Below are 14,518 nucleotides of genomic sequence, written 5' to 3'. Positions count from 1 at the left end.
GATACACAATGAGTAGCGTAGATATTCTGGTTCCCGACCTGCCTGAGTCCGTAGCTGACGCAACCGTCGCCACCTGGCACAAAAAACCGGGCGACGCGGTCGTCCGTGACGAAGTCCTGGTCGAAATCGAAACTGACAAAGTGGTACTGGAAGTACCGGCATCAGCGGACGGCATTCTGGATGCAGTGCTGGAAGACGAGGGCGCTACCGTCCTGTCTCGCCAGATCCTTGGCCGCCTGCGCGAAGGTAACAGCGCAGGTAAAGAAAGCAGCGAAAAAGCCGATGCGAAAGCGTCCACGCCGGCGCAGCGTCAGCAGGCCTCTCTGGAAGAGCAGAACAACGATGCGCTGAGCCCGGCGATCCGTCGTCTGCTGGCTGAACACAACCTCGACGCGGCGGCCATCAAAGGCACCGGCGTCGGCGGCCGCCTGACCCGCGAAGATGTCGAGAAACATCTGGCGAAAGCCCCGGCGGCGGCAGAAGCCAAAGCGCCAGCCGCTGCCCCGGCAGCCGCGCCGGCGCCGCAGCTGGGCCACCGCTCTGAAAAACGCGTCCCGATGACCCGCCTGCGTAAACGCGTGGCCGAGCGTCTGCTGGAAGCGAAAAACTCCACCGCCATGCTGACCACGTTCAACGAAGTCAACATGAAGCCAATCATGGATCTGCGTAAGCAGTACGGCGACGCGTTCGAAAAACGTCACGGCATCCGTCTGGGCTTTATGTCCTTCTACGTGAAAGCGGTCGTGGAAGCGCTGAAACGCTATCCGGAAGTGAACGCCTCTATCGATGGCGACGACGTGGTGTACCACAACTACTTCGACGTCAGCATGGCCGTATCCACTCCACGCGGCCTGGTCACCCCGGTTCTGCGTGACGTTGACCTGCTGGGCATGGCGGATATCGAAAAGAATATTAAAGAGTTGGCGGTGAAAGGCCGTGACGGCAAGCTGACCGTAGACGACCTGACCGGCGGTAACTTCACCATTACCAACGGCGGCGTGTTCGGCTCCCTGATGTCCACGCCGATCATCAACCCACCGCAGAGCGCCATCCTGGGTATGCATGCCATTAAAGACCGTCCGATGGCGGTGAATGGCAAGGTAGAGATCCTGCCGATGATGTACCTGGCGCTCTCCTACGACCACCGTCTGATCGACGGACGTGAATCGGTAGGCTTCCTGGTGGCGATTAAAGAGCTGCTGGAAGATCCGACCCGTCTGCTGCTGGACGTGTAGTCAGCAAGCGTATTACCTACCGTAGGCCGGATAACACGCGTTAACGCCGTTATCAGGCCTACAGGTTTAAAGATAATTACACCCTGAAGGATGGACTGAACACATGAACTTACATGAATATCAGGCAAAACAACTTTTTGCCCGCTATGGCTTACCGGCGCCGGTGGGTTATGCCTGTACTACTCCGCGTGAAGCAGAAGAAGCCGCTTCAAAAATCGGCGCGGGTCCGTGGGTAGTGAAATGTCAGGTTCACGCTGGTGGCCGCGGCAAAGCGGGCGGTGTGAAAGTGGTGAAGAGCAAAGAAGAGATCCGCGCATTTGCCGAGCACTGGCTGGGCAAACGTCTGGTGACCTATCAAACAGATGCGAACGGCCAGCCGGTTAACCAGATCCTGGTTGAAGCGGCGACCGATATTGACAAAGAGCTGTACCTGGGCGCGGTCGTGGACCGTAGCTCCCGTCGCGTAGTGTTCATGGCCTCTACCGAAGGCGGCGTGGAAATCGAAAAAGTGGCGGAAGAGACCCCGCACCTGATCCACAAGATCGCCATCGATCCGCTGGCGGGCCCGATGCCTTATCAAGGTCGTGAACTGGCGTTCAAACTGGGTCTGGAAGGTAAACAGGTTCAGCAGTTCACCAAGATCTTCATGGGCCTGGCGACCATTTTCCTGGAGCGCGACCTGGCGCTGATCGAAATCAACCCGCTGGTTATCACTAAGCAGGGCGACCTGATCTGCCTCGACGGCAAACTGGGCGCTGACGGCAACGCGCTGTTCCGCCAGCCGGATCTGCGCGAAATGCGCGACCAGTCGCAGGAAGATCCGCGTGAAGCGCAGGCGGCGCAGTGGGAACTGAACTACGTCGCGCTGGACGGCAACATCGGCTGCATGGTTAACGGCGCAGGCCTGGCGATGGGTACCATGGACATCGTTAAACTGCACGGCGGCGAACCGGCTAACTTCCTCGACGTGGGCGGCGGTGCGACCAAAGAGCGCGTCACCGAAGCGTTCAAAATCATCCTCTCTGATGACAATGTGAAAGCGGTGCTGGTGAACATCTTCGGCGGTATTGTGCGTTGCGACCTGATCGCTGACGGCATCATCGGTGCGGTAGCGGAAGTTGGGGTTAACGTTCCGGTCGTGGTTCGTCTGGAAGGTAACAACGCCGAACTGGGCGCGAAAAAACTGGCTGACAGCGGCCTGAATATTATTGCAGCGAAAAGTCTGACGGACGCAGCACAGCAGGTTGTTGCCGCAGTGGAGGGGAAATAATGTCAGTTTTAATTAATAAAGATACCAAGGTTATCTGCCAGGGCTTCACCGGTAGCCAGGGGACCTTCCACTCTGAACAAGCGATCGCTTACGGTACGCAAATGGTTGGCGGCGTGACGCCAGGCAAAGGCGGCACCACTCACCTGGGCCTGCCGGTGTTCAACACCGTGCGCGAAGCCGTTGAAGCGACCGGCGCCACCGCGACCGTGATCTACGTTCCGGCTCCGTTCTGCAAAGATTCCATTCTGGAAGCGATTGACGCGGGCATTAAGCTGATTATCACCATCACCGAAGGTATCCCGACGCTGGATATGCTGACCGTGAAAGTGAAACTGGACGAAGCGGGCGTGCGTATGATCGGCCCGAACTGCCCAGGCGTGATCACGCCGGGCGAATGCAAAATCGGCATCATGCCGGGTCACATTCACAAGCCGGGTAAAGTGGGCATCGTTTCCCGTTCCGGTACCCTGACCTATGAAGCAGTTAAGCAGACCACCGACTACGGCTTCGGTCAGTCTACCTGCGTCGGTATCGGCGGCGACCCGATCCCGGGCTCTAACTTCATCGATATCCTGAAGCTGTTCCAGGAAGACCCGCAGACCGAAGCGATTGTGATGATCGGTGAGATCGGCGGTAGCGCGGAAGAAGAAGCGGCTGCCTACATCAAAGAGCACGTGACCAAGCCGGTTGTCGGTTACATCGCCGGCGTGACCGCGCCGAAGGGCAAGCGTATGGGCCATGCTGGCGCCATCATCGCTGGCGGTAAAGGTACTGCCGATGAGAAATTCGCAGCCCTGGAAGCAGCCGGTGTGAAAACCGTTCGCAGCCTGGCCGATATCGGCGAAGCGCTGAAAGCTATCATCAAGTAAACCCTCTCTGCTTATCCGCAAGCAGAAATCTGTCCGATTTCGACATGGTTGGCCACCGTCAGGTGGCCTTTTTTTTGGCCGTTGTCCGCTTCTTCCGTACGCCGCTGCGTCAGTAAACCCTGCGTTTGGCAAAAACCTTATCTATCATATTGATTTTATGAATTATTTCATAAATATTATCGACGCGCGGTTGTCGGAAATGAAAATTTGCCCTGGTCGTACCGCAGGGTAACGAAACAGACAGTAAAAAAGGAGTGGGGGAGGGGAGAAGAAAGCAGGAAAAAATACTGTGAGCGGTCTAGCATTAATCGGATCGGCTCTTTTTTTTATTTTTTTTCTGTGGCGTTAAATAATATTACCTATGATTCTCATCTTTCCCTTTTTAGTAACCAATCAAGGCATACTTTAAACACAGCATTAACATTGGGTTTACCAATATTCTTTATTGAGCTACATAATTAACACGCAGAGTAAAAATTGATTTATATCAATACTTAATGCTTGGAAAAATCCTTCAAAAAACGTTAAATTGTCTCAAGTCAAATTGGCCTAAACCGGCCATCTTCGCTATATATTGATCACCGTCGAAAAATGTAAAACTGGAACAATAAAAACATATTTATTGTAAGGTTATTGCGGCGTAATATATTGGGGAATCAATTGGGTTTTTCGTTAACGTATTTGTAACCTTGTCCTGGCGTGGTTTCACTTTCGGTTGAAACCCGCTCCGGGCGGGCGACAAATAAAAATTTGTATTGGGGCATGCGTATGAGCCAGAGCTTCACGGTTCATTTTCGGAGTCTTCATGCGATGAGCAAGGAGTCATGATGTTAGATATAGTCGAACTGTCGCGCTTACAGTTTGCCTTGACCGCGATGTACCACTTCCTGTTTGTGCCACTGACGCTCGGTATGGCGTTCCTGCTGGCCATCATGGAAACGGTCTACGTCCTTTCCGGCAAACAGATTTATAAAGATATGACCAAATTCTGGGGCAAGTTGTTTGGTATCAACTTCGCGCTGGGTGTGGCGACCGGTCTGACCATGGAGTTCCAGTTCGGGACTAACTGGTCGTATTACTCACACTACGTGGGCGATATCTTCGGCGCGCCGCTGGCCATTGAAGGTCTGATGGCCTTCTTCCTCGAATCCACCTTTGTAGGTCTGTTCTTCTTCGGTTGGGATCGTCTGGGTAAAGTTCAGCATATGGCCGTCACCTGGCTGGTCGCTCTGGGCTCTAACCTCTCCGCGCTGTGGATCCTCGTCGCTAACGGCTGGATGCAGAACCCTATCGCATCGGACTTCAACTTTGAAACCATGCGTATGGAGATGGTCAGCTTCTCCGAACTGGTGCTCAACCCGGTTGCTCAGGTGAAATTCGTTCACACTGTGGCGTCTGGCTATGTCACCGGTGCGATGTTTATCCTGGCTATCAGCTCCTGGTACATGCTGAAAGGTCGTGACTTTGCCTTTGCTAAGCGCTCCTTCGCCATCGCAGCCAGCTTCGGTATGGCGGCGATCCTCTCCGTTATTGTGCTGGGTGACGAATCCGGTTACGAAATGGGTGACGTGCAGAAAACCAAACTGGCGGCTATCGAAGCAGAGTGGGAAACCCAGCCTGCGCCGGCGGCCTTTACCCTGTTTGGTATTCCCGATCAGAATGCGCAAACTAACCACTTCGCCATCCAGATCCCCTACGCGCTGGGCATCATTGCCACCCGCTCGGTGGATAAGCCGGTTATCGGTCTGAAGGATCTGATGGTTCAGCACGAAGAGCGTATCCGTAACGGCATGAAAGCCTACGCGCTGCTGGAGCAACTGCGCGCCGGTTCCACCGACCAGGCCGTTCGCGACCAGTTCAATAACGTGAAGAAAGATCTCGGCTATGGTCTGCTGCTGAAACGCTATACCCCGAACGTCGCTGACGCCACGGAAGAGCAGATCGCCAAAGCCACCAAAGACTCTATTCCAAGCGTCGCACCGCTGTACTTCGCCTTCCGTATCATGGTGGCGTGCGGCATCCTGATGCTGTTGATTATCGGCGCCTCCTTCTGGAGCGTGATTCGTAACCGTATCGGCGAGAAAAAATGGCTGCTGCGCGCCGCGTTCTATGGCCTGCCGCTGCCGTGGATTGCCGTGGAGTCGGGCTGGTTTGTTGCCGAATACGGCCGTCAGCCGTGGGCGATTGGTGAAGTCCTGCCGACGGCGGTGGCCAACTCGTCGCTGACCGCGGGCGATCTGATCTTCTCTATGTTGCTGATCTGCGGTCTGTACACGCTGTTCCTGGTGGCTGAACTGTTCCTGATGTTCAAGTTTGCCCGCAAAGGACCTAGCAGCCTGAAAACCGGCCGCTATCACTTTGAACAGTCCTCTGCGGCTATTCAGTCGGCACGCTAAGACAGGAGTCGTCAAATGATCGATTATGAAGTATTGCGTTTTATCTGGTGGCTGCTGATTGGCATCCTGCTGATTGGCTTCGCCGTCGCCGACGGGTTCGACATGGGGGTGGGCATGCTCACCCGCTTCCTCGGCCGTAACGACACCGAGCGTCGGATTATGATCAACGCCATCGCCCCGCACTGGGACGGTAACCAGGTGTGGCTGATCACCGCCGGCGGCGCGCTGTTCGCTGCCTGGCCGATGGTCTACGCCGCGGCGTTCTCCGGTTTCTATGTGGCGATGATTCTGGTGCTGGCCTCGTTGTTCTTCCGTCCGGTCGGTTTCGACTACCGTTCCAAGATCGAGGACACCCGCTGGCGCAATATGTGGGACTGGGGCATCTTCATCGGCAGCTTCGTGCCGCCGCTGGTGATTGGCGTGGCCTTCGGCAACCTGCTGCAGGGCGTGCCGTTCCATGTCGACGAATACCTGCGTCTGTTCTATACCGGTAACTTCTTCCAGCTGCTGAACCCGTTTGGTCTGCTGGCCGGTATCGTCAGCGTGGCGATGATCCTCACCCAGGGCGCGACCTACCTGCAGATGCGTACCGTAGGCGAACTGCATCTGCGCACCCGCACCGTCTCCACGGTGGCGGCGCTGGTGACGCTGGTCTGCTTCGCGCTGGCGGGCGTGTGGGTCTACTACGGCATCGACGGCTATGTGGTGAAATCGGTGATTGACCATACCGGCCCGTCTAACCCGCTGACCAAAGAAGTGGTGCGTGAGGCTGGCGCGTGGATGGTGAACTTTAACAATATGCCAGCGCTGTGGGCGATCCCTGCCCTGGGCGTGGTGCTGCCGCTGCTGACCGTCGTTTCGACCAAAGCGGATAAAGGCGCCTGGGCATTCCTGTTCTCCTCGCTGACCCTGGCCTGCATCATTCTGACTGCCGGTATCGCGATGTTCCCGTTCATCATGCCGTCCAGCACCATGCTGAACGCCAGCCTGACGATGTGGGACGCGACCTCCAGCCAGCGGACGCTGAACCTGATGACCTACGTGGCGATTGTCTTCGTGCCGATCATTCTGGGCTACACCAGCTGGTGTTACTGGAAGATGTTTGGCCGCATCACCCGTGAAGACATCGAAAAGAACACCCACTCGCTGTACTAAGGTAAGGAGCTATATATGTGGTACTTCGCATGGATTTTGGGAACGCTTCTTGCCTGTGCCTTTGGGGTGATTACCGCGCTGGCGCTTGAGCACGTGGAAGCCACCAAAGCAGGTAAAGAAGAACACTGATGAGTATTATCGTGATGCGATATACGAAATCATTCGGGTTGCATCGAGGCGGCAAGTCTGTGAATCCCCAGGAGCTTACACCAATAAGTGACTGGGGTAAGCAGACGGAGCCAACAAAGAGGCGACGTGAATGATAAAGTATATGTATGCGATAATGGACAAGCGCCCGTTAAGGGCGCTTTCCTTGTTGATGGCGCTGCTGCTGGCAGGCTGCATTTTCTGGGATCCGTCGCGCTTTGCCGCGAAGACCAGCGAGCTGGAAATCTGGCACGGTTTCTTGCTGATGTGGGCGGTTTGCAGCGGCGTAATTCACGGCGTGGGCTTCCGCCCGCGTGCCGTTCACTGGCAGGGGATTTTTTGTCCGCTTATCGCTGATATCGTGCTCGCTTTAGGTCTCTTCTTTTTCTTCTTTTGAATAAGAGATCTCTGTTAATGCTATGGGCTTGCATAAGCCCATAAAAATTTACTCCCCGTTTACTTTCCCCCATTCCAAACCACCTTTCCCGCGCGTATAGTAGCGAAGTTTGAAAGCTCTAACCTTTTTTTGCATTACCGGGATGTAAAGTGAATACAACGCTGTTTCGATGGCCGGTTCGGGTCTACTACGAAGATACCGACGCCGGTGGTGTGGTTTACCACGCCAGTTACGTCGCTTTTTATGAAAGAGCACGCACAGAGATGCTGCGCCACCATCACTTTAGTCAACAGGTTCTGTTGGCTGAACGCGTTGCCTTCGTGGTTCGCAAAATGACGCTGGAGTATTTTGCCCCCGCCAGACTCGACGACATGCTCGAAGTCCAGACGGAAATTACCTCGATGCGCGGCACCTCTTTGGTTTTCACGCAGCGAATCGTCAACGCCGAGAATACAGTGTTAAACGAAGCTGAGGTTCTCATCGTGTGCGTTGATCCACTCTTAATGAAGCCACGTGCGCTTCCCAAGTCTATTGTCGCGGAGTTTAAGCAGTGACTGACATGAATATCCTTGATTTGTTCCTGAAGGCGAGCCTTCTGGTTAAACTTATCATGTTGATTTTGATTGGTTTTTCTATCGCTTCCTGGGCTATCATTATTCAGAGAACGCGTATCCTTAACTCGGCCGCGCGCGAAGCTGAAGCGTTCGAGGACAAATTCTGGTCCGGGATTGAACTGTCCCGTTTGTATCAGGAGAGCCAGGGGCGTCGCGATAATCTGACCGGTTCGGAGCAGATCTTCTACAGCGGCTTCAAAGAGTTTGCGCGCTTGCATCGGGCCAACAGCCATGCGCCGGAGGCGATCGTCGAAGGGGCATCGCGCGCGATGCGTATTTCGATGAACCGCGAGCTGGAAACGCTGGAGACCCATATTCCGTTCCTCGGCACCGTAGGCTCCATCAGCCCGTATATCGGTCTGTTCGGCACCGTCTGGGGGATCATGCACGCCTTTATCGCCCTTGGCGCGGTGAAGCAGGCCACCCTGCAGATGGTGGCGCCGGGTATCGCCGAAGCGCTGATCGCCACCGCGATCGGTCTGTTCGCCGCTATCCCGGCGGTGATGGCGTACAACCGCCTGAACCAGCGGGTGAACAAGCTTGAACTGAATTACGACAACTTTATGGAAGAGTTCACCGCTATTCTGCACCGTCAGGCCTTTACCACCAGCGAAAGCAATAAGGGGTAAGCCATGGCCAGAGCACGTGGACGCGGACGTCGCGAACTGAAGTCCGAGATCAACATCGTTCCGCTGCTGGATGTCCTGCTGGTGCTGTTGCTGATCTTTATGGCAACGGCGCCGATCATTACGCAGAGCGTGGAAGTCGATCTGCCGGACGCCACGGAATCGCAAGCGGTGAAAAGCAATGACGATCCGCCGGTGATTGTGGAAGTCTCCGGGGTAGGGCAGTACAGCGTGAAAGTGGGGCAGGAGACGCTGTCCCAGCTGCCGCCGGAGCAGGTGATTGCCGAAGCGAAGCGTCGTCTTGAAGCCAATGAGAAAACGGTATTCCTGATCGGCGGTGCGAAAGACGTCCCTTACGATGAAATTATTAAAGCGCTGAACCTGTTGCATAGCGCAGGGGTTAAATCGGTCGGCTTGATGACCAAACCTATTTAATCGCTTCAGGTAGGTGCGTCCGCACGGCGTTCGGCGGCGAGTATCGCTCGCCGTCGGTGCGCATCGCGGGTACAGGCGAACAGTTTTTGGGAACCGATAGTGTCAAAGGCAACCGAACAAAACGACAAGCTTAAACGAGCGATCATCATTTCAGTCGCGCTGCACATCATACTGATCGCGCTGCTGATCTGGAGTTCGTTTGACGAGCATCTGGATGCCTCTGCCGGCGGCGGCGGGGGATCGTCGATTGATGCCGTCATGGTCGATCCGGGGGCGGTGGTAAACAATTATAACCGTCAGCAACAGCAGCAGGCCAGCGCACGTCGCGCCGCTGAACAGCGTGAAAAACAGGCGCAGCAGCAGGCGGAAGAGTTACGTGAGAAGCAGGCGGCGGAACAGGAACGGCTGAAACAGCTCGAACAGGAGCGGCTGCAGGCGCAGGAAGCGGCGAAAGAAGCGAAGGAACAACAGAAGCAGGCTGAGGAAGCCGCTGCCAAGGCTGCCGCGGCGGCGAAAGCCAAAGCGGATGCGCAGGCCAAAGAAGCGCAGGAAGCGGCGGCCAAAGCGGCCGCCGAGGCGAAAGCGAAGGCGGATGCCCAGGCGAAAGCGGCTGAACTGGCGGCAGCGAAAGCGGCGGCTGACGCGAAGAAACAGGCCGAAGCCGCCGCCGCGAAAGCGGCTGCCGATGCGAAGAAACAGGCGGAAGCCGAAGCGGCGAAAGCCGCGGCAGAGGCACAGAAGAAAGCGGAAGCGGCAGCGGCGAAGAAAGCGCAACAGGAAGCGGAGAAGAAGGCCCAGCAGGAAGCGGCTAAGCAGGCCGCGGCTGAAAAAGCGGCAGCAGAAAAAGCCGCTGAGAAGGCCGCCGCGCAAAAAGCGGCCGCGGAGAAGGCCGCCGCCGAGAAAGCCGCCGCAGCTGAAAAAGCCGCAGCAGCCAAAGCGGCTGCTGCTGAGAAGGCAGCGGCCGATAAAGCGGCCAAAGCGGCAGCAGCAAAAGCCGCGGCAGCGAAGAAAGCGGCTGCCGCGAAAGAAGCGGACGGCGTGGACGACCTGCTCGGCGATCTGAGCTCAGGTAAGAATGCGCCGAAAGGTAGCACCAGCGGTAGCACAGGTGGCTCTTCACCTGCTAAAGGAAGTAAACCGGGGCAGGGCGGTGCGTCTCAGGCGGAGATTGCCAGCTATATTTCGCAGGTGCAGGCCGCGATTAAAGGACATCTCTATGACTGGGATACGTACAAGGGTAAAGTATGTACGTTGCGCGTAAACCTGGCTCAGGATGGAACGTTGTTGAGTGTGAAATCGGAAGGCGGCGATCCGGCGTTCTGCCAGCAAATGCTGGCGGCCACCAGTCGGATGAGCAAATTCCCTAAACCGCCGTCGCAGGCTGTTTATGAAACGTTCAAAAATGCGCCACTGGACTTCAAACCTTAAGCGCTTTTTCCCCTGCGTCAGCGGGGGGAAAGAAAATAGGGCGGTCATGGGTTTTGGTAGTTTTGTGTATTTGAGTTTGTTAACATTCTGCTAAATTATCGTGGGCTTTCCGCCCGGATAAGGGAGATATGATGAAGCAGGCATTACGAGTAGCATTTGGTTTTTTAATGCTGTGGGCGGCGGTGCTGCACGCAGAAGTACGTATCGAGATCACCCAGGGGGTGGACTCGGCGCGCCCCATCGGCGTGGTACCGTTCCAGTGGGCCGGCCAGGGCGCTGCGCCGGAAGATGTTGGCGGTATCGTGGCGGCTGACCTGCGCAACAGCGGTAAATTCAACCCGCTGGATCGCTCGCGTCTGCCGCAGCAGCCGACCAGTGCCCAGGAAGTGCAGCCTGCTGCCTGGTCTGCGCTGGGCATTGACGCCGTGGTCGTCGGCCAGGTGACGTCAAACCCGGATGGTTCTTACCAGGTAGCGTATCAGCTGGTGGATACCGGCGGTGCGCCGGGCACAACGCTGGCGCAAGGCTCTTTCAAAGTCACTAAACAGTACCTGCGCTATGCCGCGCACACTGCCAGCGACGCGGTATTTGAAAAGCTGACCGGTATTAAAGGCGCCTTCCGGACTCGTATCGCCTACGTGGTGCAGACCAATGGCGGTCAGTTCCCGTATGAGCTGCGCGTTTCCGATTATGATGGCTACAACCAGTTTGTGGTTCACCGCTCCTCCCAGCCGCTGATGTCCCCGGCCTGGTCACCGGACGGTTCAAAACTGGCTTACGTCACCTTCGAAAGCGGTCGCTCTGCGCTGGTGGTGCAGACCCTGGCGAACGGCGCTGTGCGTCAGATTGCCTCCTTCCCGCAGCACAACGGCGCGCCGGCGTTCTCGCCGGATGGTTCTAAACTGGCCTTCGCGCTGTCGAAAACCGGTAGCCTGAACCTGTACGTGATGGATCTGGGCTCGGGTCAGATTCGTCAGGTGACCAACGGTCGCAGCAACAACACCGAACCAAGCTGGTTCCCGGACAGCCAGAACCTGGCCTTCACCTCTGACCAGGCCGGTCGTCCGCAGGTGTATAAAGTCAATATTAATGGCGGCACGCCGCAGCGTATCACCTGGGAAGGTTCGCAGAACCAGGACGCTGACGTGAGCGCGGATGGTAAAACGATGGTAATGGTCAGCTCGGCCGGCGGCCAGCAGCACATTGCCAAACAAGATCTGGAAGCGGGTGGTGTACAGGTTCTGTCATCAACGTTTTTAGACGAAACGCCAAGTCTGGCACCTAACGGCACTATGGTAATCTACAGCTCTTCTCAGGGGATGGGATCCGTGCTGAATCTGGTTTCTACAGATGGGCGTTTCAAAGCGCGTCTTCCGGCAACTGATGGACAGGTAAAATCGCCTGCCTGGTCGCCGTATCTGTGATAATAAATAATTGATTATTAAAGGAATCAAAGAAATGCAACTGAACAAAGTGCTGAAAGGGCTGATGATCGCTCTGCCGGTTATGGCAATCGCGGCATGTTCTTCTAACAAGAACGCCAGCAACGACCAGAGCGGTGAAGGCATGCTGGGTGCCGGCACTGGTATGGACGCTAACGGTAACGGCGGCAACATGTCTTCTGAAGAGCAAGCTCGTCTGCAGATGCAGCAGCTGCAGCAGAACAACATCGTTTACTTCGATCTGGACAAGTACGATATCCGTTCTGACTTCGCTGCAATGCTGGACGCGCACGCTAACTTCCTGCGCAGCAACCCGTCCTACAAAGTGACTGTAGAAGGTCACGCGGATGAGCGCGGTACCCCGGAATACAACATCGCGCTGGGTGAGCGTCGTGCTAACGCCGTTAAGATGTATCTGCAGGGCAAAGGTGTTTCTGCCGATCAGATCTCCATCGTTTCTTACGGTAAAGAAAAACCAGCAGTACTGGGTCATGACGAAGCGGCATATGCCAAAAACCGTCGCGCCGTACTGGTTTACTAAGAGAATTGCATGAGCAGTAACTTCAGACATCATTTATTGAGTCTGTCGTTACTGGTTGGCATAGCGGCCCCCTGGGCCGCTTTTGCTCAGGCGCCAATCAGTAGTGTCGGCTCAGGCTCGGTCGAAGACCGTGTCACTCAACTCGAGCGTATTTCCAATGCTCACAGCCAGCTTTTAACCCAACTCCAGCAACAACTCTCTGATAACCAGACTGACATTGATTCTCTCCGTGGTCAGATCCAGGAGAACCAGTATCAGCTGAATCAGATCGTTGAGCGTCAGAAGCAGATTCTGCTGCAGATTGACGGGCTGACGAGCGGAGGTGGCGCAGCGGCGGCGGGCGCCCAGGCGTCGTCGTCTTCCGGCGATCAGAGCGCGGCTACCGCCAGCGCAGCGCCAGCGGCCTCGTCAGGCGCTCCGGCGATGACCGGCGATGCGAACACCGATTACAATGCGGCCATTGCCCTGGTGAAGGATGCTTCACGCCAGGATGACGCCATGGTGGCGTTTCAGAACTTCGTTAAAAAGTACCCGGATTCAACTTATCAGCCGAACGCCAACTATTGGCTCGGACAGTTGAACTACAATAAGGGGAAAAAAGACGATGCGGCGTTTTACTTCGCCTCGGTGGTGAAGAACTACCCGAAATCGCCAAAAGCGCCGGACGCCATGTTTAAGGTCGGCGTGATCATGCAGGACAAAGGTGATACCGCGAAAGCGAAAGCGGTTTACCAGCAGGTGATCAGCAAATTCCCCGGCACCGACGGTGCGAAACAAGCGCAAAAACGACTTAATGCTCTTGGTTGATTACGGCATGACCAGAAATCGCGTTATTTCTGGTCTTGTCGCCTGAATCGCCAGCAGTTAAGTGATCTTTATCGAAATTTTAGTTGCGCTGAATTCTGAAATCAGTAATATATGCCGCCGTTGCCAAGGGATATCAAACAAGCCCAAAGCGACGCCAGAGTGGGTCGTTAGCTCAGTTGGTAGAGCAGTTGACTTTTAATCAATTGGTCGCAGGTTCGAATCCTGCACGACCCACCAATCGTTCTGGTGGAACGCGATAGTAAAACGTGAAGGATAACGTTGCGACAGCAACGGCCCACAGGGCGAGGCGAAGCCGAGTCATCCTGCACGACCCACCAATTAGCAGTATCCAGCGTAGTATCGGGTGATTAGCTCAGCTGGGAGAGCACCTCCCTTACAAGGAGGGGGTCGGCGGTTCGATCCCGTCATCACCCACCACTCGGGTCGTTAGCTCAGTTGGTAGAGCAGTTGACTTTTAATCAATTGGTCGCAGGTTCGAATCCTGCACGACCCACCATTTTAATGATGGGGTCGGTGGAGGCAGTATCAGCAGTATCCAGCGCAGTTTCGGGTGATTAGCTCAGCTGGGAGAGCACCTCCCTTACAAGGAGGGGGTCGGCGGTTCGATCCCGTCATCACCCACCACTCGGGTCGTTAGCTCAGTTGGTAGAGCAGTTGACTTTTAATCAATTGGTCGCAGGTTCGAATCCTGCACGACCCACCAATTTCAGCATTTAACTCAGATGTTGAACGTGAAGGATAACGTTGCGTCAGCAACGGCCCGTAGGGCGAGGCGAAGCCGAGTCATCCTGCACGCCCCACCAATTTCAATATTGGTGTCGAGTGAAATTATTCAGGTAGTACCAGAGCGGGTCGTTAGCTCAGTTGGTAGAGCAGTTGACTTTTAATCAATTGGTCGCAGGTTCGAATCCTGCACGACCCACCAATCTTTAATGATGGTAACTGGTAGAAACGTGAAGGATAACGTTGCGACAGCGACGGCCCGAAGGGCGAGGCGAAGCCGAGTCATCCTGCACGACCCACCATCCTGAATGGTGACAGTAGCAAAATCCCGCAAGGGGTCGTTAGCTCAGTTGGTAGAGCAGTTGACTTTTAATCAATTGGTCGCAGGTTCGAATCCTGCACGACCCACCAA

General features: G+C 55.6%; 14 protein-coding genes and 7 tRNA genes. All 21 read left to right on the top strand.

Features of this window, described 5'->3' with window-relative positions; genetic code table 11:
* Positions 1-8 precede the first annotated feature (8 nt).
* The 21 genes from odhB (at position 9) to K5R89_RS11405 (ending at position 14,517) form a co-directional block, all read left to right on the top strand.
* Positions 9-1,235: a 2-oxoglutarate dehydrogenase complex dihydrolipoyllysine-residue succinyltransferase gene (gene odhB / locus K5R89_RS11505; protein ID WP_023288876.1), complete on the top strand. Its 1,227-nt coding sequence runs from the start codon at positions 9-11 to the stop codon at positions 1,233-1,235.
* 103 nt (positions 1,236-1,338) lie between these two features.
* Positions 1,339-2,505 carry an ADP-forming succinate--CoA ligase subunit beta gene (sucC, locus tag K5R89_RS11500; RefSeq protein ID WP_002895039.1) on the top strand — a complete coding sequence of 389 codons (1,167 nt, stop codon included), beginning with the start codon at positions 1,339-1,341 and terminating at the stop codon, positions 2,503-2,505.
* Positions 2,505-3,374 (top strand): succinate--CoA ligase subunit alpha, encoded by an 870-nt coding sequence (gene sucD / locus K5R89_RS11495; protein WP_004885990.1) that lies wholly within the window; start codon positions 2,505-2,507, stop codon positions 3,372-3,374. Before sucC ends, sucD begins: the two co-directional genes overlap by 1 nt.
* 827 nt (positions 3,375-4,201) lie before the next feature.
* On the top strand, positions 4,202-5,770 hold the full coding sequence (gene cydA / locus K5R89_RS11490) for a cytochrome ubiquinol oxidase subunit I (protein ID WP_002895047.1): 1,569 nt from the start codon (positions 4,202-4,204) through the stop codon (positions 5,768-5,770).
* Between the two features lie 15 nt (positions 5,771-5,785).
* Positions 5,786-6,925: a cytochrome d ubiquinol oxidase subunit II gene (gene cydB / locus K5R89_RS11485; RefSeq protein WP_004885993.1), complete on the top strand. Its 1,140-nt coding sequence runs from the start codon at positions 5,786-5,788 to the stop codon at positions 6,923-6,925.
* Between the two features lie 15 nt (positions 6,926-6,940).
* Positions 6,941-7,054 (top strand): cytochrome bd-I oxidase subunit CydX, encoded by a 114-nt coding sequence (cydX, locus tag K5R89_RS11480; protein ID WP_004100325.1) that lies wholly within the window; start codon positions 6,941-6,943, stop codon positions 7,052-7,054.
* A 130-nt stretch (positions 7,055-7,184) separates the two neighbouring features.
* Positions 7,185-7,469, top strand: coding sequence for a cyd operon protein YbgE (gene ybgE / locus K5R89_RS11475; RefSeq protein WP_008805691.1), 285 nt, complete (start codon positions 7,185-7,187; stop codon positions 7,467-7,469).
* Positions 7,470-7,618: 149 nt separating this feature from the next.
* Positions 7,619-8,023 carry a tol-pal system-associated acyl-CoA thioesterase gene (ybgC, locus tag K5R89_RS11470; protein WP_002895056.1) on the top strand — a complete coding sequence of 135 codons (405 nt, stop codon included), beginning with the start codon at positions 7,619-7,621 and terminating at the stop codon, positions 8,021-8,023.
* Positions 8,020-8,712, top strand: a complete 693-nt coding sequence (gene tolQ / locus K5R89_RS11465; protein WP_004152221.1) for a Tol-Pal system protein TolQ — start codon at positions 8,020-8,022, stop codon at positions 8,710-8,712. The genes ybgC and tolQ overlap by 4 nt, the downstream gene beginning before the upstream one ends.
* Before the next feature lie 3 nt (positions 8,713-8,715).
* A complete protein-coding gene (gene tolR, locus K5R89_RS11460; protein WP_002895061.1) occupies positions 8,716-9,144 on the top strand; it encodes a colicin uptake protein TolR in 429 nt (142 codons plus the stop codon).
* Between the two features lie 99 nt (positions 9,145-9,243).
* A complete protein-coding gene (gene tolA / locus K5R89_RS11455) occupies positions 9,244-10,572 on the top strand; it encodes a cell envelope integrity protein TolA (protein WP_086075267.1) in 1,329 nt (442 codons plus the stop codon).
* A gap of 131 nt (positions 10,573-10,703) precedes the next feature.
* Complete coding sequence (gene tolB, locus K5R89_RS11450) at positions 10,704-11,996, top strand: Tol-Pal system beta propeller repeat protein TolB (RefSeq protein ID WP_023288877.1); 1,293 nt, start codon at positions 10,704-10,706, stop codon at positions 11,994-11,996.
* 34 nt (positions 11,997-12,030) lie between these two features.
* Positions 12,031-12,555: a peptidoglycan-associated lipoprotein Pal gene (pal, locus tag K5R89_RS11445; RefSeq protein WP_002895068.1), complete on the top strand. Its 525-nt coding sequence runs from the start codon at positions 12,031-12,033 to the stop codon at positions 12,553-12,555.
* A 9-nt stretch (positions 12,556-12,564) separates the two neighbouring features.
* A complete protein-coding gene (cpoB, locus tag K5R89_RS11440) occupies positions 12,565-13,362 on the top strand; it encodes a cell division protein CpoB (RefSeq protein WP_065804712.1) in 798 nt (265 codons plus the stop codon).
* A 161-nt stretch (positions 13,363-13,523) separates the two neighbouring features.
* Positions 13,524-13,599, top strand: a tRNA-Lys gene (locus K5R89_RS11435).
* Between the two features lie 125 nt (positions 13,600-13,724).
* Positions 13,725-13,800, top strand: a tRNA-Val gene (locus K5R89_RS11430).
* Between the two features lie 3 nt (positions 13,801-13,803).
* Positions 13,804-13,879, top strand: a tRNA-Lys gene (locus tag K5R89_RS11425).
* 52 nt (positions 13,880-13,931) lie between these two features.
* Positions 13,932-14,007: transfer RNA gene (locus tag K5R89_RS11420), tRNA-Val, on the top strand.
* A gap of 3 nt (positions 14,008-14,010) precedes the next feature.
* Positions 14,011-14,086, top strand: a tRNA-Lys gene (locus K5R89_RS11415).
* Positions 14,087-14,232: 146 nt separating this feature from the next.
* Positions 14,233-14,308 (top strand) — tRNA-Lys (locus K5R89_RS11410).
* Positions 14,309-14,441: 133 nt separating this feature from the next.
* Positions 14,442-14,517: transfer RNA gene (locus K5R89_RS11405), tRNA-Lys, on the top strand.
* The last annotated feature ends 1 nt before the right edge of the window (position 14,518 follow it).

This window comes from Klebsiella sp. TF21-TM (assembly GCF_019753495.1).
Classification (GTDB): domain Bacteria; phylum Pseudomonadota; class Gammaproteobacteria; order Enterobacterales; family Enterobacteriaceae; genus Klebsiella; species Klebsiella quasipneumoniae.
The sequence above is the reverse complement of the archived record's forward strand: the minus strand, read 5'-3'. Positions and strand labels throughout refer to the sequence as shown.